General features: G+C 61.4%; 18 protein-coding genes. 4 read left to right on the top strand and 14 right to left on the bottom strand.

All coding sequences use genetic code 11. The annotated features are described in order from the left end of the window. Positions 1-89: 89 nt before the first annotated feature. The 3 genes from PMX60_RS00555 to PMX60_RS00545 form a co-directional block, all read right to left on the bottom strand. Positions 90-1,613 (bottom strand): C69 family dipeptidase, encoded by a 1,524-nt coding sequence (locus PMX60_RS00555; protein WP_271746512.1) that lies wholly within the window; start codon positions 1,611-1,613, stop codon positions 90-92. A 355-nt stretch (positions 1,614-1,968) separates the two neighbouring features. Next, a complete protein-coding gene (locus PMX60_RS00550) occupies positions 1,969-2,823 on the bottom strand; it encodes a bifunctional 5,10-methylenetetrahydrofolate dehydrogenase/5,10-methenyltetrahydrofolate cyclohydrolase (RefSeq protein WP_271746511.1) in 855 nt (284 codons plus the stop codon). 2 nt (positions 2,824-2,825) lie between these two features. Then, positions 2,826-3,458 (bottom strand): cyclodeaminase/cyclohydrolase family protein, encoded by a 633-nt coding sequence (locus tag PMX60_RS00545; RefSeq protein ID WP_271746510.1) that lies wholly within the window; start codon positions 3,456-3,458, stop codon positions 2,826-2,828. 460 nt (positions 3,459-3,918) lie between these two features. Here PMX60_RS00545 and PMX60_RS00540 point away from each other — a divergent pair, with 460 nt between their 5' ends. The 3 genes from PMX60_RS00540 to PMX60_RS00530 all read left to right on the top strand — a co-directional run bounded on the left by PMX60_RS00540 (position 3,919) and on the right by PMX60_RS00530 (position 7,305). Continuing rightward, the gene (locus PMX60_RS00540) at positions 3,919-4,512 is read left to right on the top strand and encodes a hypothetical protein (protein ID WP_195621080.1); all 594 of its coding nucleotides are present in this window, start codon (positions 3,919-3,921) and stop codon (positions 4,510-4,512) included. A 305-nt stretch (positions 4,513-4,817) separates the two neighbouring features. Next, the gene (locus PMX60_RS00535) at positions 4,818-5,873 is read left to right on the top strand and encodes a PI-PLC domain-containing protein (protein WP_271746509.1); all 1,056 of its coding nucleotides are present in this window, start codon (positions 4,818-4,820) and stop codon (positions 5,871-5,873) included. Continuing rightward, complete coding sequence (locus PMX60_RS00530; protein ID WP_271746508.1) at positions 5,848-7,305, top strand: PI-PLC domain-containing protein; 1,458 nt, start codon at positions 5,848-5,850, stop codon at positions 7,303-7,305. Before PMX60_RS00535 ends, PMX60_RS00530 begins: the two co-directional genes overlap by 26 nt. Positions 7,306-7,399: 94 nt before the next feature. On the opposite strand, the gene PMX60_RS00525 is transcribed toward PMX60_RS00530, so the two are convergent. After that, positions 7,400-7,669: a hypothetical protein gene (locus PMX60_RS00525; RefSeq protein WP_022095134.1), complete on the bottom strand. Its 270-nt coding sequence runs from the start codon at positions 7,667-7,669 to the stop codon at positions 7,400-7,402. Between the two features lie 228 nt (positions 7,670-7,897). After that, the gene (locus PMX60_RS00520) at positions 7,898-9,235 is read right to left on the bottom strand and encodes a TFIIB-type zinc ribbon-containing protein (RefSeq protein WP_271746507.1); all 1,338 of its coding nucleotides are present in this window, start codon (positions 9,233-9,235) and stop codon (positions 7,898-7,900) included. Between the two features lie 218 nt (positions 9,236-9,453). On the opposite strand from PMX60_RS00520, the gene PMX60_RS00515 reads away from it, so the two are divergent. Beyond that, positions 9,454-10,635 (top strand): cation diffusion facilitator family transporter, encoded by a 1,182-nt coding sequence (locus tag PMX60_RS00515; protein WP_271746506.1) that lies wholly within the window; start codon positions 9,454-9,456, stop codon positions 10,633-10,635. 18 nt (positions 10,636-10,653) lie between these two features. Here PMX60_RS00515 and PMX60_RS00510 read toward each other — a convergent pair whose 3' ends face one another. From PMX60_RS00510 to dnaE, 9 genes are all read right to left on the bottom strand, one after another. Beyond that, on the bottom strand, positions 10,654-11,643 hold the full coding sequence (locus PMX60_RS00510; protein ID WP_271746505.1) for a hypothetical protein: 990 nt from the start codon (positions 11,641-11,643) through the stop codon (positions 10,654-10,656). A gap of 179 nt (positions 11,644-11,822) precedes the next feature. Further along, the gene (locus PMX60_RS00505) at positions 11,823-13,490 is read right to left on the bottom strand and encodes a formate--tetrahydrofolate ligase (RefSeq protein WP_022095139.1); all 1,668 of its coding nucleotides are present in this window, start codon (positions 13,488-13,490) and stop codon (positions 11,823-11,825) included. Positions 13,491-13,634: 144 nt separating this feature from the next. Beyond that, positions 13,635-14,702: a Holliday junction branch migration DNA helicase RuvB gene (gene ruvB / locus PMX60_RS00500; RefSeq protein ID WP_022095140.1), complete on the bottom strand. Its 1,068-nt coding sequence runs from the start codon at positions 14,700-14,702 to the stop codon at positions 13,635-13,637. Continuing rightward, on the bottom strand, positions 14,702-15,322 hold the full coding sequence (ruvA, locus tag PMX60_RS00495; RefSeq protein WP_271746504.1) for a Holliday junction branch migration protein RuvA: 621 nt from the start codon (positions 15,320-15,322) through the stop codon (positions 14,702-14,704). The genes ruvB and ruvA overlap by 1 nt, the downstream gene beginning before the upstream one ends. Continuing rightward, the gene (gene ruvC, locus PMX60_RS00490) at positions 15,322-15,843 is read right to left on the bottom strand and encodes a crossover junction endodeoxyribonuclease RuvC (RefSeq protein WP_271746503.1); all 522 of its coding nucleotides are present in this window, start codon (positions 15,841-15,843) and stop codon (positions 15,322-15,324) included. Before ruvC ends, ruvA begins: the two co-directional genes overlap by 1 nt. Positions 15,844-15,980: 137 nt before the next feature. Further along, entirely contained in the window at positions 15,981-17,966 is a 1,986-nt protein-coding gene (locus PMX60_RS00485; RefSeq protein WP_195544323.1) for an NAD(+) synthetase, read from the bottom strand. 117 nt (positions 17,967-18,083) lie between these two features. Then, positions 18,084-18,446: a desulfoferrodoxin family protein gene (locus PMX60_RS00480; protein ID WP_035137352.1), complete on the bottom strand. Its 363-nt coding sequence runs from the start codon at positions 18,444-18,446 to the stop codon at positions 18,084-18,086. Between the two features lie 165 nt (positions 18,447-18,611). Beyond that, positions 18,612-22,085, bottom strand: a complete 3,474-nt coding sequence (locus tag PMX60_RS00475; protein WP_271746501.1) for a DEAD/DEAH box helicase — start codon at positions 22,083-22,085, stop codon at positions 18,612-18,614. 38 nt (positions 22,086-22,123) lie between these two features. Next, a complete protein-coding gene (dnaE, locus tag PMX60_RS00470; protein WP_271746500.1) occupies positions 22,124-25,927 on the bottom strand; it encodes a DNA polymerase III subunit alpha in 3,804 nt (1,267 codons plus the stop codon). Positions 25,928-26,048: the final 121 nt, after the last annotated feature.

The raw sequence follows: 26,048 nt of genomic DNA, 5'->3' as shown, positions 1-26,048 counted from the left end.
AATCACAAACAACTGCATTGGCGTTCTTGTACCCAAGATTGAGCGAAAGCGACAAAGCGTTTTAGCGCTATTCGATCGACGGGAAATCCCTACCTCACGTTGTCATTCATCGCGAAAGAGTTCTTCATGGCGCAGCTCGTGGTGTAAAGCACCTTGCCCAGCAGGGCATCGGTCTCCACACGAACACGCTCGGCAAAGGCCTCATTGGCGCGTGCAAGCTCGGCAGGCACCTCGGCCTCAGGCAGAGCGGCTACGGTAGCATCGACGTCATGGATCTGCTTGTGGCCCATGCCACCGACCTTCTCCTGGTAGTCCTCCACAGCGCGGCCGCACTCATGGAAACGGACGTCAGCCAGGGCGCCGATCAGGCGGTTGGCCCAGTAGAAGTTTTCGGACGTCACGCGAGCCTGCGTGTCGGCATAGTACTCGGGCATGGTCTCGACGTTGGCGTACAGCGGAACCAGCGCGTTAAACGAGTTGGAGCCAAAGGCCATCCACTGCACGGCGCGATAGGCCGGCTGCGCATAGGGACGCAGCTGCAACACGGCGAGCTGGCTGTTGCGGTTGATGCCGATGGGGCGATAGGCGCCGCGCGTGGCGGGCGTGCCCTTGCTGCCGTAGCAGTCGTACTCCGTGCCCTGGTAGTGGCTCGAGAGCACGTACTTGATGTCCTCGATGGTCACCTTGCGCTCGGGCACGCGGCTCCAGGGGATATCGTCGCTCTCGGGCGTGTAGTCGGCGTCGGGGCCATCCCACACGTCGCTGGGGTTGAGGCAGCGCTGCATGTACCAGGCGCGCGGCGTGTTGTAGACATGGTCGCTGTCGCTGTGCGAGCCAAAGGCCTCGCGCGGGTTAAAGACGGCAGCCGGGCCGTCGCTCTCGACGCCCAGCGTCAGGTCCAGATGCCACTCGGCCATCCAGGCGCGCAGGTCGGCGGAGCACATATGGTCGGCCTGGGCGCCCTCGGCGTCATCCAGGTCAAAGCTGTCGATACCCAATTGGTTGGGCATGGTCACATAGGCGTCATCGGGCACACGCTTGGCAATCCAATGATGGCCGCCGATGGTCTCAAGCCACCAGATCTCGTCCACGTCGCTAAAGGCGATGCCGTTGTTCTCGTAGGTGCCGTAGCGCTCGAGCAGGTCGCCCAGGATACGAACGCCGTCGCGGGCGGACTTGGCGTACGGCAGGACTAGGGTAACCATGTCCTCCTCGCCCAGGCCACCAGGCTGCGCCGGAACGTATCCGTCCTCGCCCTCGTTGCCCTTGGCGGGCACGTAGTCCACAAGCGGGTCGGCACCGCGGACGCGCTCGTTGGTGGTGAGCGTCTCGGTTGCGGACATGCCCACATTGAGCTCGTTGAAACCGGCCTCGGCCCAGATGCCGTGGCCCGGGACAACATCGGGGACGCTCGTGTAGCGCATGGGGTTATCGGGCAGCTCAACGGTCAGGTGACTCAGGACGCTCGTGTAGACGCGCGGCTGCTCGTCGGGATGCACTACGCGCATGCGCTTGGGCTCAAACACCCCGTTGGACGAGTCCTCGTTACGCGCGACAAGCGTCGACCCGTCGTAGCTCGCGTTCTTACCAACCAAAATCGTTGTGCACGGCATGCGCATCCTCCTTGAGCGAAGAAATCAAACGGCAACAGTGTATCGCTTCGACGCAAAAAGGGCGAAACCACGGCCTCGGCAGCCCCCGTGGTCAAAAAATGCCAAATATGAGTACTGTCACAAATTTAGTGGCAGCAAATTGCACTGTTCCGGGCGCCGGGAATCCTCACCTGTCCAAAAACTGAGTCTAGTAATTCCCCATACGTCCAATAAAATTGGCTCTTTAACGATATTACTTATCGCTAAAGAGCCAAAATGATCTCAAACATATGTGACTAACTTGGCAACAGTACTCATATTTGGCATTTTTTGACCACGGGGTATCTAACCAACCCCCTAAACAGCCTCCAAACGCCTATTTTACCGCGCGCTCAGCCGCCTCGATCACGTGCTTGGCGAGAATTGCTGTCGTCACGGCACCCACGCCACCCGGCACGGGGGTGATTGCGCCAACGACCGGCTCCGCAGCATCAAAATCGATGTCCCCGACCAGCTTGCCAGCGTCCTCATCCCAGTTAATGCCCACATCAATGATCGTCTGGTCCTCGCGGACCGCATCCGCGCCAATCGTGCGTGCGCGTCCAACGGCGGCAACCACAATGTCGGCAGCACGGCACTCGGCAGCAAGGTCGCGCGTATGCGTATGGCACGTCGTCACGGTCGCATTGCGCGCCGTAAGCATGGCGGCAACGGGACGACCAATCACCAGAGACCGACCGACGACCGCAACCTTGGCCCCATCCAGCTCAACACTGTAATGGTCCAGCAACGCCAACACGGCCTCGGCCGTGCAGGGAGCAAAGCCCTCGCCACGACCCGAAAGCGTGGTAAGCAGCGAGGCCGGCGTCATGGAGTCAACATCCTTGGCGGGATCGAGCGCTGCGGCGACGGCGTTCTCGTCAAGGCCGGCGGGCAGCGGGCGGAACATCAGACAGCCATGAACAGCCGAATCGGCATTGATGTCCTCGATGGCCGTCAACAGCTCCTCCTGCGAAACATCGGCAGAAAGCAAAACACGACGAGCCTCAATCCCCACTTTTTCGCAGCGCTTGAGCGCACCGCGCTCGTAGGATAGGTCGTCCTCGCGTTCACCTACACGCACGATAGCCAACGTCGGAACAACGCCCCGCTCGCGCAGGGCTGCGCAGCGAGCAGCAAGTTCCTCAGTCAAAGCGCGAGCAACGGGAGCACCCTTCAGCAGCTCGGCCATGGCTATCCCCTCTTCCTGGCGGCATCGGCGGCACGGCGCGCCAGCGCATCGGCGCGCGGCAGCCACGTATCCAGCAGCTCATCGCACGCCGCCTCGAGCTCCTCAGCGCGTGCCCGATCTTTCATAGACGTGGTGTTCGCAAAGAGCGTCAAGCTCGCGCCCTGCATAGCGGCACGGCAGAACACGGCGCCGCACGCCACATCGGACAGCAGCTGACGCGAACCCTTGTCGGCCATGTCCTCGAGCAGCGCCAGTGCGCGCCCGCAGGCATCCATAATGCGATACGGCGGCATAGCGGCCACATGCAGCGCATCCTGAATCGCGGTCGCTCGAGCCGGATCGTCACGCGGAATACCGTACGCCGCGGACACCTGCCCGTAGGCACGAACGTCCTCGGCAACCAACTCGACAAGCTCCTGGGACAGCTCATCAGCCTGAGCAAACGCGCGCGCCAGGTCATCCGCACGATCAGCAAGCGCGGGATTGGTCGCACCGTAGCGGGCAACCATTCCGCACAGCGAGGCGCCCAGCGCGCCCACAAAGGCGCTCGCGCTGCCACCGCCGGGAACCGGCTCGCGCGCGGCAAGCGCCTCGGCAAACCCGCGGCAGGTCTTGTCCATCATCTCTTGGCTCATACGCATGCACCTTCAAGTCATATACATCGGTCGGGCGGCAACCGCCGTCCGACCGCATCAATCACATAATGGTGCTAAGTCTAGCCCATAAGCACATGAGCGTCAGCGCACCTGGCCATCGCGGATTTCTATGACGAACGATAGGCGTCGGCACCGCAAACATGGGACACATGGCCCACCTTTCGAGACTTCCGGACGTCAAAAACTGAGGCATATCTATAAACAAGGAACCTGTTGGGGCAACGCCCACGCACGCGCTCCCCATTAAATCAACGGGCACCTCACCCCGGGGAGGGCCGACAGCATCGGCCCTCCCCTCTTTTGCGACCGCACATATTGCCACTTGTCGGCGCAATTCCAGCCCCCAGAATGGGACACATGGCCCACCCGAAGGAGCCGTCCACGCGTACAGTAAAGGCAGGTAATCCGTGGGCGGTTACAGATCGAGGAGGACACGACCATGAAAAAGAAGGCCTTTGCGATTCTCACCCTCTGCATCAGTCTCTTTGCCGCAGTTGCCCTGGTGGGCTGCGGTGGCAGCGGCGACGCTACCGGAAGTGGCGGTGGCGGCGGGGCAGAAAAGCCAGCCGTGGATATGAGGACCGACTTCATTTGGTTTAAGGTCGAGGTTCCCGAGGGCGTCGAGATTACCGACGTTGCCGGCGACACCGCCGACAGGGCCCAGTTTAAGTTCACCGAGAGCGAGCACGCCAGCGATCGCTTCATCCCCGTCTTCGATCCTGACAAGAACGCCGACGAGCTGTTCGACTACGAGGCAAAGTGGAATGCCAGCTTTGAGTGGACCGAGAATGACCCCGTCAAGTACAACGGCAAGACTTGGCGCAACGCTTCCTATACACACTCGGGCGGCGTAACGACCGAATACTTCACCGACGTTGACGGCGGCAGTGTGTATGTGCGTATCGACAACGTCGAGGAGCACAAGGACGCCGTCGAGACCATGATGAAGTCTCTGGAATTTGCCGACGACATCGCCGAGGCCAAGACCGAGGCCATGGACGTCAAGCTCGACGATATCGAGATCAAGCGCTAAGCGACTGGCGAGCGCAACGGGAAACACGGTCGCAGTGCAAACAAGCGACGGTACCCCAGCGCTTCGTACCCAGGGAGGGCCGGTAAACCGACCCTCCCTTTCTTATGCCTGTAGCCGACGAACGCGAGGATGCCGGACGCCGGAACCGCCCCAAATGTGGCAACAGTACGAAAACGACAAACACCCCAACACGTCCGCCCACCGATTTATTGCGCCGCGCAGACAATTAAACCAGCATCTTTAAACATCTGGGCAGTATAGTGACCAAAACTATCGCATAACCGCACTCTGCGAATGGAGAAGTTATGACCGAACACCATGCCATCAGCCGCCGAGCGTTTACGCTGGGCCTAGGGCTTGCGGCGTTGTCACCACTTGCAAGCCTGCCCGAAACCGCAGCGCCGGGCATTCCCCTGCGAGCGGCATTTGCAGACAACACACCCGCACCGTCGGACAGCCTCGACAATTTCGTCATTCGCCTTCGCCCCGCGGGCTATTTTCGCACCGCGAGCGTCAACCAAGACGGCAACGTTCGCGGCAACGTCTGCCACCTGTTTAACGACGGCACGTCCAGCAAGCTCATCCTTGAGAACGTAACGACCAAGAATGACGATACAAACTGGTATGCTATCCGCACCTTGCTCAATTTCGAAGAGCATAAAAAGACGGGCTACAGCATTTGGTCGGTCGACGACGACTCTGACAAAGATGGAAAGGTCATCCACGTATGGGGCGGCGAGTATGACAACAAGCCCAGCCGCGCTTTTGCGTTCGAGCGTCAATCAAACGGAACCTATATCATCCGAGACCGCACGGTCGAGAAAGAAACCGAGAAAAAAGACATTAAGTACCTGGCAATAGAATCGAACGGCGAAGACCAGGACAACAATAAGATCTGCCATAAGAGTAAGAGCATTCCGTGGGAGCTCGAACTTATCGGTTACGACATGAAAAAGAACGATGCCACGGTTAGCAGCCTCGACTGGATCACGTACAGCAGCTACGTCGACGGACCATGTTGGATGAAATACGTCGACGACAACAAGTTCCTCGACGAGCTGAGCATCCCGGGTACGCACGATTCGGGCACCTGCAGCGTGGACAACGACACTGAGCCCCAATCCTCGCAAGTAAAATGCCAGCAGGATTACATTCCCACGCAGTTGCTCGAAGGCATTCGCTATTTTGATATCCGGCTCGGAAAGGGCGATGACCCCGGCATCGACCACGGGATTTTCTACCTACTCAAAAAAAGACGGGAACTATCTGCATCTCTCCGATGTCATCGGGTACTTCAAAACGTTTTTGAACGAAAACCCGTCAGAAGCGCTCATCATGCTCGCATCGCGCGGCAACGATGAGGCTACCGACGAAAGCATAACGACGGCCTTCGCCAAGGTTATGGCCGATAACCCCAACCTGTTCTACACGTCGAGCCACGTCCCCACGCTGGGCGAGGTGCGCGGAAAGATCGTCCTGCTGCGTCGATTTGGGCTCGCCGGCAACAGCGTAAGCGGCCACACGTGGGGCCTCGACCTCACCCAATGGGATGACAAGATCAAGGCGCATTCCGGGCAGTCGATGTGTCTCGTCCAAGACGCGCGGGGATTTGAAGCCATAGGGGAAACGGGCAATGAAGAGCCCTATTGCACCAAGGTATATGCCCAGGACAAGTACAAACTCACGGGAACCGACAAGCTCAGCTGGGTCGATAATGCGCTGAAGGAAACGACCGGGCGCACGTGCAACAAGGTGGACGTCGTGGACGATGCCGGGGCCGAGGTGCAAGTCCAGGAGCGTTGCTGGTCTATCAACTACACCAGCTGCACGGGCTTGTCGCACGGAGGCAATCCTTTTACCTCGGCACGAGTAGTCAACGAGCATCTGTACAAGAGCCCGTACATCAATCCCAGCGGCACCGAGGATACAAAGTCAGATTACCTCAAGCACATTGGCATCATCGCATCCGACTTTGTTGATGCGGCGCTGGCCCGGAGCATCTACCAGCGCAATTACAATTACGATACGAAGCACACGCAGTCGGCTTCGTGCTGCCTCCCGACCCGCATGCGCATGACGTACGGCGACTCGCTGAGCGATGCCTCGCTCCAGGATGGCAAGACCGTTGGCGAGGGCCATTTCCGCCTTGTCGACAGCAGCAACGTACTCAACGTGGCGGCTTCGGGCCATGCGTTTACCATCGAATACGTGGATGTCGACGCCTTGGGCAACGAGACCGTTACGGGGCTGCAGGGCTCCGTACCCATCGATATCGACCCACGCGCGCTGACGCCCCATTTTGAGGGACTTGAAGGCCTTAAGGCCGGCGAAGACGCGCGCGCCAAGATTGCGGCATCACTCGAGGGCAAGCTCGAAACCGATGCCTGCACGGCCCAGCTCGAGTTTGTGCACGACGCGAACGGCGCTCCGGGCACAGCAATGGCCGAGGGCGAAACATTTGCCGCAGGAACGTACTGGGTGCGCGTGAACGGTCTCTTGGGCAACGCGGCGCAGAACTACACGCTCGCCAGCGACGGAGCCGCAAGCTTTACCGTAGCGGCCTCGGACAGTGCAGGCGGCACCGGCACCGGCAGCGGCACGGGTTCCAACGCAGGCAGCGCTGATAAGAACGGTAAGGGCAACAAGGGCAAGGGCTCGGGCGGAAAGCTCGCCGACACGGGCGACAGCTCTGGCGTTGCCGCCGGGCTCGCTGCCGCCGCCGTGGCGACAACGGTCGCCGGCGCGGCGATGCTTGCCAGTGACGGTGAAAACAACGAGGACGTTGTCGAATAGGCAAGCCGGCCTTTTAGACACATCGACTCAATCGGGGGCGCAGAACACCGTTCTGTGCCCCCGATTTTTACCTTGGCCCGAACGCCGCTATCGGCTACATCACCATGTTCAGCGCGTTAACAAACTCCTGGGCCTTCGCACGGCTGCTCAGGCTAAAGACGCAAGCGGTCAACAGACGATTGCGCAGAAAAACATCGCGGCCTTTGATTCTATTGACGCCCGTAATGTCCTTAAGATAAACAATCTCGGTGTGCTTGCCGCCAAAAGTGCCCTTCTTGAGTACCTCAATGCGGTTAGGGTAGATCTTGACGTCTTTAAACCTACCCGAACCTTTGTCCTGGAATAGCAGCGTGTTGTTGTCCATACGCGTCACTCCCGTGGGGTTCGCTAAAACTGCCTCTATGGTCACATTTTAGTCACTTCGGGAATCCTGCACGAAGGCGTTAGACGACATTGAAATTCGAGTCCGTGCGAAGACCTTTAATGAAGTGCCCAGTACTTCCCCGCAACACAAAAACGGGGCAGTCCGCACTTCTGCGGATTGCCCCGTTCCTCTAACTATCGCATCGCAGCGCCAACCGGCTGCGCTTCCCTACTTCCCAAATAACGCACCCAGCAGGCCGCGACGTTTGGGCTTTTCCTCTCGGTACGAACCCTCCGCCGCCGCTGCCACCTGACGCGGTTGCTCGCCGCCTCCACGGCGTACGATCTGGTATAGGAACGGCGATTTAACGTATTTGACCTCGATGGGCGTGGCATGCACGGTACTTTCGCCGGACAGATGCAGGCTCGGATTGAGCGGCGCCACCACATGCGTTTCGCGCTTGTCACTAAACACTACCGCGGCCGCACGACCCGTCTGGCCGTTTACGGCAATGCGCACCTGCTCGCCATCGCGGCTGTCCGTCGCCGGACGATCGACAAAGTAGACCGGTACCATCACCAGGCCGTCCTTATGCTTGCGGGCCTTGCGCGCCCAGGTTCGGATGCTCTTTTTATTGAGCCCCAATACCGCCTCGGCATCGTTGCCGGCAATGTCGAGCGCCAGCTTATCAATAACCACCTGGTCCTTGGTGGACGCATCGACGGAAACGACGCGGAAGTCGCCTTCCTGCATGGCCGGATCAAACGGCCCAACCTTGGCAAAGTCCCACGGCTCCAAAATTCCCATAAGGCGAACATCCAGGTAGTTTGCCCTGGGATAGGCCCAGTCGAGCACCTCGTAGTACACCAAGGTCTCCTTGCTCAGGCCCTTGCACGGGAAGGACGCCATCATGCGCAAATCCGCGAGCGCCATGGGAAAGTAGAAGAGCATCATGTCGTTTTGGATCGCGTCTTCCACATCGTGCCCGGCAAAAGCTTCCGCATACTGGCGCACCAGCTGTAGCGCGTTAGCACGTGCCTGCTGCGGCGTTATCTCGCAGGGAATACCCTGCTCGGGTACATACTCCGCACCAACGCCCATGGTCAGGCGCTTGCTAAACGTACCGGGCTTAAGCAGGTCGGCAATGCCGATCTTGTTGCCGCAGGACGGGCACTCAAACACACGCTGCGTTGACTCGCCCTCAAAGGACGCACCACAGAAGGGGCACGGAATGCTCACGTGCGTAGCCTCTTGAAACTCCTGCGCCGTGCCGCGGTCCTCCCACAGTAGATGCTCCAGAACCGACTGGTTGCGCCAGTGCGAATTGAAGAAATACCAGTCCGGGTCCTCTGGGCGCTCGAGCTGCGAGACGTGCGTGAGCTTAAGCAGCCCATCGACAACCGTCAGCGGCGCATGGCGAATGCCCAGGGCGCTCTTGGGCTCTCCGGCGTCCGCCTGCCACGGAATGACCGCACCGCAATAGGCGCACTCAAAACTGCGCTTAGCCTGGTGCGAGTACATAGGACCGCCGCAGTTTTGACATTTAATGGCAAACATCTCGTCCATGGAAACGTCCTCCTTTGCACAGGGGCTGTCGACATTAAGTATGTCGAGCAAACAGGCACATGCCCATACCCATGTGGCCCAAAATGGACCAACCAGGCAGACGAGAAGGCTCGCTCGTTAGCACCGGCAGACTATTGCTGCATTTTCTGAGCATCGGTGCACGGCGCCCCCGCGCGAGCTACACTATCGCCTTAAACATGATTGTGAGGACGACCGCTATGCTATTTGAAAATCGGCTGGTACATACGCTTGTTCCCGGCAGCGAGAGCGAGCCGGTCGATGCATCTTGCCGCACCAACGCGGGCTTTGCCGCAAGCCTCATCTGCATTGGCCTCAACATCACCCTGTGCCTGGCCAAGGGCATCGCGGGCCTGCTCGCCGGCTCCGTCTCGCTTATCGCCGACGCTTTCAACAACCTCTCCGATGCCTCGAGCAACATCGTGAGCCTGCTCGGGTTCCGCCTTGCCAGCCGCCCGGCAGACGAAGGCCACCCCTATGGCCACGGACGCTACGAGTACCTAGCCGGCCTGTTCGTCGCCGTCCTGGTTTGCGCCGTCGGCATCAACCTGATCCTCGAGTCGGTCACCAAGATCATCAAGCCTTCGCCCACCGTGTATTCGGCGCTCTCCATGGCTGCCCTTGTTCTGTCCATGCTGGTTAAGCTCTGGATGGCCGCGTTCAACCGCACGCTGGGCGACCGCATCGACTCGGAAACGCTCATCGCCACGGCGCAGGACTCCAAAAACGACGTCATCACCTCGGGCTCGGTCTTGGTGGCGGCGCTTATTTCGCAGACGACCGGCTTTGACCTCGATGGCTGGGCAGGCCTGGGTGTGGGCATCTTTATCTGCATCAGCGGCATGGGCCTGGTGCGCGACGCCATCAGCCCGTTGCTGGGGCAAGCGCCCGACCCCAAGCTCGTCCAAGCAATCCGCGACAAGATCATGTCCTATCCGCAGGTCTTGGGCACACACGACCTGATGGTGCACGACTACGGCCCCGGTCGTCAGTTTGCCAGCGCCCACGTGGAGATGCCCGGCGAGGGCGACGCGTTTGAGCACCACGAGATTCTGGACACCATCGAGCACGACATCAAGCGCCAGATGGGCATCGGTATCACGCTACACTGCGACCCCATCGCCACCACTGGCGACGACCTGCGCGGCTGGGTCAAGCGCGGCGTCATGCAGATCGATCCCGCGCTCTCCATCCACGACCTGCACGAGCACGACGGGTTCGTTTCGTTTGACCTGGTGCGTCCCGACGGCTTTGACATATCCGACGAGGAGCTGCTGGAGCTCGTCACGCGCATCGTGCACGAGCGCCGACCCGACGTCTCATGCGTCGTCACGTTTGATTCGGGCTTCAGCTCGCCCGAGCGTCCGGCCGAGCAGCTGTAGCCCCGCTCCGCTCGTCCGCTAGTTTCCCTGCGCGCCCGAGATGCCGTTTTGCAGTGCGTTCCAGGCATCCGTCGCCATGCCGCCCAAGTTCTGCGCGGTATCGCCCAGGTTTTGCGCCGTATCGCCCAGCTCTTGCGCCTTGTCTCCCAACTCCTGTGCCTTGTTGCTCAAGTCCTCCAGCGCATTGGAGCTCGAGCTGTCGGTACCGCTTTGGCCGTCGGACGAGTTGCCCGAGCTGTTCTTGTGCGTGAGTTGAATTTCGAGGTTGCCGTTGTCGTTATAGTAGGCAGAAGTAACGACCCAGTTGGCATCGACGACGGGCGTTGAGCCATCATCAGTCAGGACCACGGCATTCGAAAGATCGGCGCCGCGCGACTTGAGAAGCTTCTTGGCGTTGGACCAATACTGCCCCGGGATATCGCTCAGATCGACGGTGCTAGACGAGGCGGACTCGGTTTGCTCGGCAGCGGTATCGGCCGTTGAGCTCCCCCGCTTGTTGAGCATGCCCGACACGATGGCAAACACAACCGACAGCGCAAAGAAAATCGCCAGCACGATGAGGATCTTCTTGATCACGCTCGACGAACGCGACGGCCTCTTCTCCTCGTCTTCGCTATATTGCGGAATCGACTTGGGGTACTCGCGATACGGCTCGCGCGACTCGTAGCGAGGCTGCGCCGTGCGAGGCATATACGTCGTCTGCTGAGGCTGCGGAATGGGATTCTGCGGCAGGTTGTCATAGGGATTCGGCGTCGAGGCAGCATAAGAATCCTGCGGCGTGTAATCAAACGGATCCGGAGCTGCGTTGCCATAGGGGCCTTGCGAAGATGCAGCGTAAGAATCCTGCGCCGTGTCGCCATAGCCCATAACCCGGGTGGGCTCGGCAGAAGGCTGCGTCGCGGCGGGGTCGGCATAACCGGGGTTGGGAACAACGCGGGTCGCATCGGCGCTATCGCCAGCCTGCGCGGAACCGTAGCCGCCCATCACGGTTGTCTTGTCCTGATCCATGCAACGATTCCTTTCCGTCGCGCGTGAGCTTCAAGTTATCCATGCATTCTACCCGCGCAAAAGCCTATGATGGGCAGAGTCCGTCGGTATCTACAAGACATGCGCGGGCCTAAGGATCAAAAAGCCCCGCCGGGCCTTGTGGGCACGGCGGGGCGGACAAGCAGCTATGGACAGCAGACTTAGAACAGGCCGGTGATGTTGCCGTCGTTGTCGACGTCGATGTTCTCGGCCGCGGGCACCTTGGGCAGACCCGGCATGGTCAGAACGCTGCCGGTCAGCGCGACCACAAAGTGGGCACCGGCGGAAACCTTGAGCTCACGCACGGTGATGCGGAAGTTCTCGGGAGCGCCCAGGGCCTTGGCGTTGTCGCTAAAGCTGTACTGCGTCTTGGCGACGCACACCGGCAGGTTGCCAAAGCCGTTCTCGCGCAGCTCGGCGAGCTGGCGCTTGGCGGCCGGCGTAAAGTCAACGCCGTCGGCGCGGTAGACCTTGGTGGCAACGGCCTCGAGGGCATCAGCGACATCAGCGCCGTCCTCATAGGCAAACTTGAGCTCGCTCGGCTGCTCAATCAGACGCATGACCTCATCGGCCAGCTCGAGCGCGCCCTCGCCGCCCTTGGCCCAGACCTCGGAAAGCTTAACGTTGACGCCGAGCTTCTGGCACTCGGACTCGATGAGTGCAAGCTCAGCCTCGGTGTCCGTCGGGAAGCGGTTGATGGCGACCACGCAGGGCAGACCATAAACGTTCTGGATGTTGTCGACATGACGCAGCAGGTTGGGCATGCCAGCCTTGAGTGCCTCGAGGTTCTCCTCGTTGAGGTCGGCCTTGGCGACGCCACCGTTGTACTTAAGCGCACGAGCGGTCGCGACGACCACGACGGCGCTGGGGCGAACGCCCGTCATGCGGCACTTGATGTCGAGGAACTTCTCGGCACCCAGATCGGCACCGAAGCCGGCCTCGGTAATGGCAACATCGCCAAAGCGCATCGCCATACGCGTGGCCATAATAGAGTTGCAGCCGTGGGCAATGTTGGCGAAGGGACCGCCGTGGACAAACGCGGGCGTGCCCTCGAGCGTTTGCACCAGGTTGGGCTTAAGCGCGTCCTTAAGCAACGCGGCCATGGCACCCTGGGCCTTGAGGTCGCGGGCACGGACGGGCTCGCCGGCAAAGCTATAGCCGACGACAATCTCACCCAAGCGTTCCTTGAGGTCGTTGATGCTCGTAGACAGGCACAGGATTGCCATGACCTCGGAGGCAACGGTGATGTCGAAGCCGTCCTCGCGCGGCACACCTTGGGCCTTACCGCCAATGCCATCGATAACATGGCGCAGCTGACGGTCGTTCATGTCGACGACGCGCTTCCAGGTGATGCGCTTAACGTCAATACCGAGCTGATTGCCCTGCTGGATGTGGTTATCAAGCATGGCGGCCAGCAGGTTGTTGGCAGCACCGATAGCGTGGAAGTCGCCGGTAAAGTGCAGGTTGATATCCTCCATGGGGATCACCTGAGCCCAGCCGCCACCGGCAGCACCGCCCTTAACGCCAAAGACAGGGCCGAGCGAAGGCTCGCGCAGGGCCACGGCACTCTTGACGCCGCGGCGACGCAAGCCATCGGCCAGACCGATGGTCGTGGTGGTCTTGCCCTCGCCCGCAGGCGTTGGGTTGATAGCGGTCACGAGAACGAGCTTGGCCTGGTGATCAGTCGGCTCGTTGAGCAGTGAATAGTCGACCTTAGCCTTGTCGAAGCCGTACGGAATAAGGTGCTTAACGTCGACGCCGGCGTTCTTGGCCACCTCGGTAATAGGCAGCGGCGTGACAGAACGTGCGATTTCGATGTCAGTAGGCATGGGCGGTCCTTTCGTTACCGAATGAGAAAAAGACCAATTCAGCATAGCACGGGCGCGCAACAGTAAAACACCCATAACCGATGAACGGCGATATGTTTACCCGATGCCCAGCGATAGCCCAACAGCCCGCCAAAACAAAGCGCCCTAAACGGTAGGTTCAATCCCCAGGTGCTCAAAGGTGCGAAGGGTTGCCTGACGGCCCTGCGGCGTACGAATCATCAACCCGCACTGCAGCAAATAGGGCTCATAGACATCCTCGAGCGTGCCCGGGTCCTCGCCCACCGCGCTGGCAAGGGTCGTAAGTCCCACGGCACGACCGGAGAACGTCTTGGCAAGCGTCTCCAAGATACGAATATCCATCCAGTCCAGACCGAGCTCGTCGATCTCGAAGAACTCGAGCGCCTGGCGACAGATATCGAGCTCGATGGGGCCGTTGCCGCGCACCTGCGCATAGTCGCGCACGCGCTTGAGCAAGCGGTTGGCAAGACGTGGCGTGCCGCGCGAACGCGAGCCGATCTCGAGTGCACTGGGATGGTCGATCGTCACGCCCAGGATAGTCGCCGAGCGCGTCACAATCTGCGCGAGCTCCTCGACCGTGTAGTAATCCAGGCGATACGAAATGCCAAAGCGGTCGCGCAACGGGCCGGTCAACATGCCTGAGCGGGTCGTTGCCGCTACCAGCGTAAACTTGGGAATATCCAGGCGAATCGAGCGCGCCGCCGGACCCTTGCCAATCACGATATCGAGGGCAAAGTCCTCCATCGCGGGGTACAGGACCTCCTCGACCGAACGGTTGAGGCGGTGGATCTCGTCGATAAACAGCACATCACCCGGCTGCAAGTTAGTAAGGATGGCCGCCAGGTCGCCCGTGCGCGCGATGGCAGGGCCACTCGTCGTCTTGATCTGAGCGCCCAGCTCGTTGGCGATAACGGTGGCCAGCGTGGTCTTGCCCAGACCCGGAGGACCCGAGAAAATCACGTGGTCGAGCGTCTCGCCACGGCTCTGCGCCGCTTCGATCAACACGCGCAGGCTCTGCTTGATGTGCTCCTGGCCGCAGTAGTCGTCCAGGCGCTGGGGGCGCAAAGTGCGGTCGACATCGAGGTCCTCGGCCGTCAGCTCCGAGCCCACCATGCGCTCGCCGTGCGCCATAGATGCCGCCGGCGAGTTGCCGGGCGTCGCCCACAGGTCCTGAGAGTCATCGGCTTCCCACATCACGCATCCATTCCGAGTCGCTTAAGCGCCGCGCCGAGCAGATCCTCGACACGCATATTTTGCCCATCATACCCGCTCAGGGCAACATCGGTCTCCTGCGGGCTAAAGCCCATGGAAAGGAGCGCCGCACGGGCATCATCGATGGCCGAGGGAGCAGCAGCGGGCACGGGCATCGCAACCTGGCCGGGAATCACATCGACCGGCACAAAGCCCTTGTCCTTGGCAAAGGTGCTCTTGAGCTCCAGGATCAGACGCTGAGCTGTCTTTTTGCCCACACCGGGTACCTTGGCCATGCCCTTGTCGTCCTCGGCCATCACCAGCGAGTACAGCTGCTCCACGGTATAGGTGGAAAGCACGGCAAGCGCCAGGCGCGGGCCAACGCCCGAAACGGACACGAGCCGGTCGAACATCGTGCGCTCATCCTTTGAGGAAAAACCGAAAAGTGTCATGGCGTCCTCGCGCACCTGCATACGCGCGTAGAGGCGGACCTCGCCGCCGGGCGTCGGCAACGTGGCCGCAGTGCTGCCCGAGATGCCGAGCTCAAAGCCAACGCCCGACACATCGACGACAGCAGAGCTCATCGTGGCCTCGACAAGCGTTCCGTGGAGCTGGGAAATCATCAGTATCCGGTTCCTCTCTGTTGATAGAACTCGCCACCGGTGAGGGCGCGGGTGCGGCTGAGGTTTACGTGGCAGATGGCGCAGGCCAGGGCATCGGCGGCATGGTCGGGATGCGGGTCGTGATCGAGCTGTGTGAGCGTGCGTACCATGTAGGCGACCTGCCGCTTGTCCGCGGCGCCGGTGCCCACCACAGCCTGTTTGATCTGCATGGGCGTGTACTCGCCAATCTCGAGCGCGCATTCCGAAAGTGCGACGAGTGCAGCACCGCGGGCATGCGCCGTGGGGATGGCGGAACGAACGTTGGCGCCAAAGTAGATGCTCTCGACAGCAGCGGTATCGGGACGATAGCGCTCCACGACATCCTTGAGGTCGCGGGCGATATGCGACAGGCGCACCGCGAGCGAACTTCCGGCACTGGTCTCGATGCAGCCATAGGCACGGCAGCGAACCTCGCCACGCCGCTCCTCGATAATTCCCCAACCCGTATGAGCCAAACCGGGGTCAATGCCCAAGATAACCAAGCCAACCTCCCCTCGCCACAAGCACAACGCAAGACAAGGCCCCGCGCATCATTCACGAACGTCTGTTCTAGAATAACACAACGGGGCCAAGATGCTCAGTTGAAGTGTCAGGGTTGGAAGCGAATCCTATCCCATAGTTAGTTCTGCGAGAAAAAGGGGAACTGCCTCGGATCCACCGGCGGATGCGGCATCGGACCACCCTGGGGACTACCTTGCGAGCCGCCCTGACCGCCCATCATCTTATCGATGGCGTCCTGAACCTCGCCCTCGAACTTTTTCATTCCCTCATGCAAACGACGCTGACCGTCCTCAGAGCGCAGCTCCTCCATCTGCTCGGGCGAAATACCCAGTAGCTCGCCCAGCACGCCCATCATCTCGTTTCGCACGCGCTCGCTCGTATCCTCGTCAGCAAAACGGCGCACCTCGGCGCGCGCCAGCGAATCGACCGTCATACGCTCCTTGCCGTTAAGCCCCAGGTCGGACCACGCGAGCATATACGGCCAGGCACGCTCGGCAAACGAACGGGCCGAGACGATCGGCGCCGTCGGCAGCATGCGGCGGGCGGCCTCGCCCTGACGCACGAGCATCAGCAGCAGCGAGCAGGCCTCAGGCTTGCCAGCGGCCATCGGGATGTCGTCGAAGGGTCGGCTGCGGTCCACGTGCGCCTCGAGCGCGCCATCGACCTCACCCGGCTCAAGCCCGCCGAGCAGCTGTGCCGCGCGGTCGAGCATATCGACCGGACCATCGAGCGTCGAGAGCGCCTGCGCCAACACTCGCTCCATGCAGTCTTCCACCGCGTTGAGCGTCACGAGCTCTTGGGGCACCACGGCAGACGTGCGGTTGCGCACGCGCGCCACAAACTCAAGCGTCGACAGGTACACATCGCCAAAGGGCGCAAAGTCGCCCTGGTAACCGCCGCAAAGCGCCGGCGCCGCCAGCGCATACTCGGTTTTGGACAGCGGGCTCAGCGCCATCGCGCCCAGCTCGAGCGCCGTGTCCTCCAGCATGAGGCCCAGCGTGCGCAAGCGCAGACGCTCGGCATCGCCCGCCGACACGTCGCGATCGAGCACACGCGCCGCATCCGGTACATCGCGCTCGACAGTGCGAATGTGCAAACGCTCGGCGATGGCACGGACGGCGGCACAGCGGGCAGCCTCGGCCTCCTCCTGCGCCGGCGTAAAGATACGGTTGCGCCCCAGCACCAAGCCAATCACATTACGCGGGCCCAGAGCGTCGACGGCCAGCGCCGCCAGCAAAGACGACGGCAAGTCGCCCTCGAGTGCCACCACAGCACGCGACGTACCGTGGGCTCGGGCGTTGTCGCGCACGGCGAGCACCAGCGCCTGCCACAGCCACTCCTCGGAACGGAACTCGGGCAGTTCGTGATCCTCCAGGGCATCGAGCATCACGCCGCGCTGAATCTCCTGAACCAGCAGGCTCTCCTCAAAACACGGCGCCTGGGCCACCACGCGACCGCAGTCGTCGAGCACAAACGAACCGCCGGTATACACCGACTCGTCATAGGCACCGACCGGCGCCATGCAGGCAAACCACACGCTGCGCTTGGATGCGATCTTGCGGTAGGCGCCGCTGCGAACGGCGGCAATGGCGGCAGTCTCGCGGTCGGTCATGTCAAACGCGTTGAATTGGAAATAGGCAATGAGGTCGACGCCGGTCGGCAACATCTCGAGCTCGCGGTCCAAGTCAAAAATCACGGCGATGCGCACGCCGTCCACGTCGAACACCGGCGGCGCCCAACGCGTGTCGTTGTTCTCGCCACGCTGCAGGGCAATGCTCGAACGCGCCGGCACCACATGACCGTCCTTGAGCATCATGTAGTCGAGCAGCGGCTGGCCCTCAAACGAAACCGCCGCGGGCACGATGCAGATCATGTCAAGCTCCTGGATACGCTCGGCGACACCAGTCAAACCGGCAAGCACGTCGTGCTCAAAGTCAGCAGCGCCCACCAGGCCACCGGGCATGGCGCCCATAAAGAGCGGAGCCGGAACGCACAGCACGCGCGCCCCGCGCTCGTGGGCCAGACGAGCCTGGTCCTCGATGCGGCCGCAAATGCCCTCAATATCCCCAAGGCGCATATCGATCTGTGCAAGCGCGAGCTTCATGGCTCAGCCCTTTCCGTCGTAAACCATCGAAATCGTAGTAAAAGCGCCGGCCGCATAATGCAGCCGGCGCTTGCATGTGCATATGCTAGCTATGATACCCCGAGCGGGGGCGCGCTCCTAGAATGTCGCGGACCACAGCCCGTGCAGGTTGCAGTAGGCATAGACGGTACCGGTCTTGGAGCCGCCCGCGAAAAACGTCGCGGGTTTCATGCCGGGCTCAAGGTAATGGACCTCTAAGCGGCCCTCGGCCTCAAGCGCGATCCACTCAATGTAGTGCTCGGGCAGGCTGGGGTGCTCGACCGAGCCAACGCGTGCGCGAATCACGTGACCGTCGCGCTCGGTCTCGACAACAGGCACGTGCTTCTCGTGCGCCGCGTCCTCAGTGTTTGCAGTCAGTTCCGTGCAACCGGCAGGGGTCGCAACGCCGTCGCCAAGGGCAGCGATGAGCTTGCCGTCAGGGTCCTTAAAGAATTTCGCCATGATGTTCTCCTTTGCTGATGTGCCAATGTTCTTGATGGTTCTTATGCCCAAAGGCAGACAAACCATCCACGGCATTGCAAATGAACACATAACGGATCAGGCAAGCGGTCGGGCCAAAATGCGTCGACCGTCCTGCCCATTCCAGCAGTCCCACCCCGCGCGCGGCTAGCGCCCGTCGCCGCCGAGCAGCGCCAGAACATCCTCGCGGGTAAACAGCGCCGACGAGATGCCGTCGCCGCCGAGCACGCTGTTGACCAGGTCGCGCTTGGACTCCTGCATCTGCATAATGCGTTCCTCAATCGTGTCCTTGGCGATGAGCTTGTACACGGTCACGGTATGTTGCTGGCCAATACGATGCGCACGGTCGGTCGCTTGGTCCTGCGCCGCCACGTTCCACCACGGGTCGTAGTGGATGACCACGTCGGCCGCCGTCAGGTTAAGGCCCACACCGCCCGCCTTGAGCGAGATCAAAAAGACCGGCACCTCGCCCGCCTGGAACTGTGCGACCATCTTGGCGCGGCTCTCTTTAGACGATGCGCCCGTGAGCTTGAGGAAGGCGATATCCTCCTTGGCCAGGCGCTTGCCAATGATATCGAGCATGCCCGTAAACTGGCTGAACAACAGGATGCGATGACCACCGTCGAGTGCGCCGTGCACGAGCTCCATGCACGTATCGAGTTTGGCGCTCCCCGCCTTGTAATCCTCGTAGTGTAGACGCGGGTCGCAGCAGATCTGGCGCAGCTTGGTGAGCTCGGCGAGTACCTTGAGCTTGTCTTTCTTAAACTCGGATGCCTCGCGGTGCTGCACTTGCTGGGCAATGCGGTCCTGGTTTGCCAGGTAAAGCTTGCGCTGCTCACCGGCGAGCTGAGCCACGACAGTGTCCTCGATCTTTTCGGGCAGATCGGCCACCACGTCTTCCTTGACACGGCGCAGCACAAACGGCGACACGAGTGCCTGCAGGCGAGCGGCGCTGTCGCCCTCGGAGTGCTCGACCGGACTTTCGAAGCGCTTTGCAAACGATTCACGCGTGCCCAGCAGGCCCGGCATCAAAAAGTCGAAGATGCTCCAGAGCTCGGATAGGCGGTTTTCGATGGGCGTGCCCGTCAGAGCAAAGCGCACGCCGGCAGGCAGGCGCTTGGCGGCGCGAGCCACCTGGGTGAGCGGGTTTTTAATGTACTGGGCCTCATCGAGCACCACACGGGCAAAGTTCTGCTCGACGTACTCGTCGATATCGCGCCGCATAAGGTCATACGACGTCACGACCACGTTATGCTCAGCCACGCCGGCAATCTGCACGCGGCGCTGCGCCTTGGCGCCCACGATTGCGCAAACATCGAGCGAGGGCGCAAAGCGCTCCAGCTCGGCAGTCCAGTTGTACACGAGCGAGGCCGGGCATACCACGAGCGTGGGCTTGATGTCCCCCGCCTCCACGCGCGCCAGGACATGCGCGATCATCTGGAGTGTTTTGCCCAGGCCCATGTCGTCGGCCAAGATGCCACCAAGGCCCAGGTGTTCGAGCGAGCCGAGCCACTGGTATCCGTCGACCTGGTAGCCACGCAGCGTGGCCTTGAGCGAGGCAGGTACCGTAAAGTCCATCTTGCCGAGCGTGTCCAGGCGCTCGACGGTACGGCGGAACGCAGCGTCGCGATCGGCCTCAAGCGCCGGCGTGCGCGCAAGCATGCTGTCGACGAACAGGGTACTCGACGCGGGAAGCGACACGCCGTCGAGCAGGTCGACAGCATCGACCCCCAGATCCTCGGCAAGGCCAAACGCGGCGCGCGCCCCCTCATCCAGGCGAATGATATCGCCCGACGTGAGACGCGCAAACGTCTGGTGACGCTTGTAGGAGTCGAGGTAGATGGCAAGGTCCGCAGCCGAAAGCCCGCTCGCGCCCAGCTCGACATCGAGCAAGTTACTCTTGACGGTGGCGCGCACCGAGAGCTTGGGCGCAGGGCGGACCGAAATCTGGCGCAGGCGGTCGCTGAGCATGACCTCTCCAAGCTCGGACAGGGCAGACAGGCCCTCGGTCAGCAAGTGGAACAGGCTCTCGTCATCGCGCTCCTCAAACGCCAGGCCGCCCTCGCGGAAATCAAAGTACAGGGCAGCCGTGTCCATAACGCGAAACTCCGCCAGCGTATCGCGGGGCGGAACGCCGGGGCGTTGCTCTTCGAAAGGACTGCCCGGAGCACCAAGACTAAAGAGATCTGCCGACCAATCGCCGTAGGCCACCGTAATCTTGCAGGTCACAAGGCCATCGTCGACGCCAATCGCCATGGCAAAACTCGGCTCGGGCGCCACGGCGTCAAGTACGGCGGGAGCGGTCAGGTCGGTGTAGTCGCGCAAGATCGGCAGCGCCATGCGGCAGAACTCGCCCACCTGGTCGGCGGCGATATGGACCGGCATGCGGCAGGGCAACAAGTGCGATAGGAACGGCGCCGCATGCTGGGCAAACGCCGTGTCGGTACGGCGCGCGCGGCGCGTATCGACCAGATAGGCTGCGTCGCCTGCGACAAAGCAGTACGTATCGGCCGGCAGGCGCAAGTCGTAGCTGCCTCCCGCCGCCGGTGCAATCTTGGCGGCAAGGAGCGGCGGGCGCTTAGCCGGGACTTCGCCCTCCCCCTGCGGCGACGGCTCGACTGCCACCTCGTAGGTGCGATGCGTCGTCGTTCCCCGCGACCAAGCAGGCTCAAAGGACATGGTCCTGCCGCGCAGCAGGTCCAGCACGGACACGATGGAATGCTCGGATACCGGCAACTGACGCTCGGCGACAAAACCGTTGCGGACAAAGTCATACGACGCCGAGCGCGAGCTCGTAATATCGCCTAGGTAGGCGACCGTCATTGCGATAAAGTCGAGCAGCTTTGTCGACACGTCATCGAAAGCCTCGGGCACATGGGCAAACGTAAGCTTCTTGCCATAGGAGAACGTACCGCCGCGCACATAGGCATCGGCCATGCCGTCGATATCCTTAACCACGTAGGACACCGAACCGCTACGAATGCGAAACTCGAGCGCCCAGTTAAAACGATCGGCAAACAGCGGATTGTAGTACGGCACCAGCGAGGGCTCCAGCACCGCTTTGGGCGCATCGGGGTCAATGGTGCTGGCGAGCTTGCGACGCATGACCGCGAGCTCGTCCATGCGCGCGTCCGAAAGATCGGAAAGCGCCGCCACAAGGCTCGGGCTCGTGGGGACGGGCGCCGGGAAGGGAAAGTTGGGGTTGACCGCAGATGCGGTGGGCGCGGAGCGCGTGGGCTGCTTGGACTGTGCGGGCGGTACTGTAAACGTGCGGACCGGCGTGCGCAAACCCTCGACGGGCTCGGCGCCACTGGCATCCAGATACGCCAGCGCCGTGGCGATGGCGTGCTTGCACATGCCGGAATAGCGGAAGGCGGCGGGGCAATCGCAGTCGTAGTCGATAACCTCGTGCTCGTCCATGTCGAGCGCCACGTGCGTCTTGTACAGGTCGCCGCGCGAGCCGCGCACCGAGCCCTCGATGTTCACGTTTTTGGAGAAGCGCGAGCCGGAGTCCTCAAACGACAGCACGGCACCGTTGAGCATGAGCGAACGCCCCTTCATAAAGGTGCCGCTCAACGCCGCCTCTTTGCGAAGCGCCTGCACAAACGTCCCCTGTGCCATCACTTCCTCCAATCTCGCGCGGACCAGCAAGGTCGCCCTTAGATCACCGTCACGCGGCCTTGGTTACCCACGATGGCCTTGGCCTCTGCCAGCAGCGGAATCGAGCGTGCGTTGACCTTGGCCGGCACCTCGGCACGCAGTACGCGCCCGTCCACCTGCTCGATAAAGATCTCCACGCGGTCGCCGCCCGGGTTGGCGGTAAGCACCGTGGCAAGACGCGCCATATTGCCCTGGCTAAAGCGGCTGTTGGGCACCATGACCTCAAACACCTTGGGCTTGTTGTTCTCCTCGTTAAGCTCAAGCGGCACGATCTCCTGCGCGATGATCTGGTCGCCGCGGTCCGAACGCTCGAGCTTGCCCTTAATGCGAACAAACGCATCAGACAGCTGCGCACCGGTCTCGGGATCGACCTCGCCGTACAGGTATCCCTCGGCCTCTTTGTAGGTCTTGGGGAACACCACGACCGTGGCCTCGCCTTCCATGTCCTCGAGCTGCACAATACCCATGGGGTCGCCGTTTTTGGTCACGCGCTTGGACACGCTCGAGACCATGCCGGCCCACCACAGCGCCTTGCCCTCGGGAATCTCCTGGTTGATGGTACCGCCCGTGGGGTTTTGCACCTCGTAGCCGGTATCGATCTGCGAGAACGAGAAGTCGCGTGCCTTGGCTAGTGCATACTCAAACGGGCGCAGCGGGTGGTCCGAGACATAGATGCCCAGAACCTCCTTCTCCTGGCTCAGCTTAAGGTGACGGTCCCACTCCTGGCCGTCCGGATCGGGCACGCTCACCTCAAAGCCCGAGCCCTCAACGTCGCCAAACATATCGAAGAACGACGTCTGGCCACTCGCGCGATCTTTCTGGCGCTTTACCGCGGCATCGATGATGTTCTCGGGGTTGTTCTTATCCACAAAGTGCATCATCTGACGACGCGGATACCCCGTGGAGTCGAAAGCACCTGCCTTGATGAGCGATTCGATCACGCGACGGTTAGCCTGGCTCGAGTCCACGCGCTCGACAAAGTCGTGCAGTGTCTTAAACGGGCCGCCCGCCTCGCGCTCGGCGATAATCGCCTGCGCCACGCCAGTGCCCACGCCGCGGATGCCGGCCAGACCAAAGCGCACGCCCTCCTTGGTAGCCGTGAACTCGGTACCCGACTCGTTGACATCTGGCGACAGCACGGGGATGCCGTCATGACGGCACGCCGAGACGTAGTGAACGATCTTGTCGGTCTTGCCCGTATAGGACGTCAGAACGGCCGCCATGTACTCGTGCGGATAGTGCGCCTTGAGCCACGCCGTCTGCATAACCAGGATGGCGTAGCCGGCGGAGTGCGACTTGTTAAAGGCGTAGGACGCGAACTCTAGAACATCGTCCCAAATCTTCTGGGCGACCTCGCGCGTGTAGTTGTTCTTGATAGCGCCGTTCATCCAGTGGTCGTAGGTGGTCTCGTCCGAGCCATCCTCCCAGTGGAGCACCGTCGAGGTGAGCAGCTTGATCTTTTTCTTAGCCACGGGCTTACGGATACGCGAGTCCGATTCGCCCTTGGAGAAGCCGCACATCTCGACGGAGATGAGCATAACCTGCTCCTGGTAGACCATGGTGCCGTAGGTTTCGCCCAGGATGTCGTCCAGACGGTCGTCATAGGAGACGGCCGGCTCTTTGCCGTTCATACGGTTGATATAGGACGAAACCATGCCGGCGCCCAGAGGGCCCGGGCGGTACAGGGCAATCAATGCCACGACGTGTTTGTACTCGGTGGGCTTCATGTTCTTGATCGTGGCCGTCATGCCGGCGGACTCGACCTGGAAGACGCCGGCGGTGTGGCCGGAGCCCATGAGCTTAAAGATCTCGGGGTCGTCAAAGGGAATCTCTTCCTCTTTGATGTCGATGCCGAAGTTCTTTTTGATGTTGGCCTTGGCCTTGGAGATAACCGTCAGCGTACGCAGGCCCAGGAAGTCCATCTTGAGCAGGCCCATGTCGGCAACGGTATGGCCCTCGTACTGGGTAATCTCGACGCCGCCCTTGGTATCGAGCTTGGTGGGCACGTGCTCGTTGACGGGGTCGCGGCAAATCAGAACGGCGCACGCGTGCACGCCCTCGCCACGGGTAAGGCCCTCGATCGAGAGCGCCGTGTCGATGATGCGGCGGGCGTCGTCGTCCTTTTTATAGGCCTCGGCAAAGTCGGGGTTAAACAGATCCTCTTTGCCGGGTTGTTTTTCGAGTACCTGCTTGAGCTTGACCTTGGGGTCGCTCGAGACCATCTTGGACAGGCGCTGGCCCATGTAGACCGGGTAGTCCAGAACGCGCGCGGCATCGTTGATGGCCTGCTTGGCCTTGATGGTCGAGTAGGTGATAACGTGGGTGACCTTCTCGGGGCCGTAGAGCTGGCGAACGTGCTCCACGACCTCGAGGCGCCGCTCATCGTCGAAGTCCATATCGATATCGGGCATCTCGGTACGCTGCGGGGACAGGAACCTCTCGAACATCAGGCCGTTCTCGAGCGGGTCGAACGCGGTGATGTTCATGGCGTAGGCGACGATAGCGCCGGCGGCCGAGCCACGGCCGGGGCCGACGCCGATGCCGTTGTCCTTGGCCCATTGCACGTACTCGGCAACGATGAGGAAGTAGGCGGCAAAGCCCTTGTCGCAAATGACCTTGTATTCGTACTCAAAGCGCTCTTTGATGTTGACGCCACCGATTTCGCGTGTGGCCCAGTCATCGCCATAGTGTTGGCGCAGGCCCTTCTCGCACTCGCGGCGGAACTGGCTCTCGTGCGTCTCGCCGGGGTCGAGCAGCGGGAAGCGCGGCAGGATGATGGAATCCCAGTCCAGCTCCACGTAGCACTTGTCGGCGATCTCGAGCGTGTTGTCGCAGGCCTCGGGGCAATACGGGAACATCGCCCGCATCTCCTCCTCGGTCTTCATGTAAAACTCCGAGCCGGTCATGCGCATGCGGTTGGGGTCGTCGACCTTGGCGTTCATGCCGATGCACATGATGACGTCCTGTACGGGCGCGTCCTCGCGGCGCAGGTAGTGGAAGTCGTTGGTGGCGATGACCTTGACACCCACCTGTTTGGCAATGTCGATGAGCGTGCGGTCCATCTGCTCGTCGGTCAGGCCGTTGTCGGTGGTAATACCGTGTTCCTGGATCTCGATGTAAAAGTCGCCAGGGTCGAAGGTGTCGCGGAAGGTCTCGGCCCACTTGACGGCGCCCTCCATGTCACCGCGGTCGATGTACTTGGGGATGATGCCCGCGATGCAGGCGCTCGTGCAGATCATGCCCTTGGCGTGGCGGCGCAGGTTGTCGAGCGTCACGCGCGGCTTGTAGTAAAAGCCCTGCACGGCGGCCTCGGAAACCGTCTGCATCAGGTTGACGTAGCCCTCCTGGTCCTTGGCCAGAAGGATCATGTGATAGAGCTCGGGCTTATGGTCGCGGGCGAGCGTCTCGTCCGGCGTAAAGTAGACCTCGCAGCCAAAGATGGGCTTGATGACCAGGGGCGGCTTGAGCTCGTCGATATTGCCCTTCTCGTCCCACATGGCCATGTCCTTCACATACTGGGCATGCTCGCGCGGGTTTTCCTCGGGATCGGGCTCCACCAGCTCGTCGCGGCGGTCCTTTTCCAAGAAGGCCTTGTCGTGGCTCCAGGTTTTGTACTCGGGCGTATTGTGGTTGACGGCGTCGCAGGCCAGCGCCAGGTCGGGCACGCCATACATGTAGCCGTGGTCGGTAATGGCCACGGCGGGCATGCCCAGCTCAACGGCACGGTTGACCATATCCTGGATACGGGTTGCGCCGTCGAGCATGGAGAAAACAGTGTGATTGTGCAGATGGACGAATGCCATGTAATGAGCTCCGATGCGGGTTCGTGTGCTGACTGAACGATTTTACCGCACGGCGCGGACGGCACCCGAACCTAGCCAAACCAACACGGCTCCTCTTGCAGTTGCAGTGAAATACGGACTG

Source organism: Collinsella aerofaciens (assembly GCF_028206995.1).
GTDB lineage: Bacteria > Actinomycetota > Coriobacteriia > Coriobacteriales > Coriobacteriaceae > Collinsella > Collinsella aerofaciens_AQ.
The sequence above is the reverse complement of the archived record's forward strand: the minus strand, read 5'-3'. Positions and strand labels throughout refer to the sequence as shown.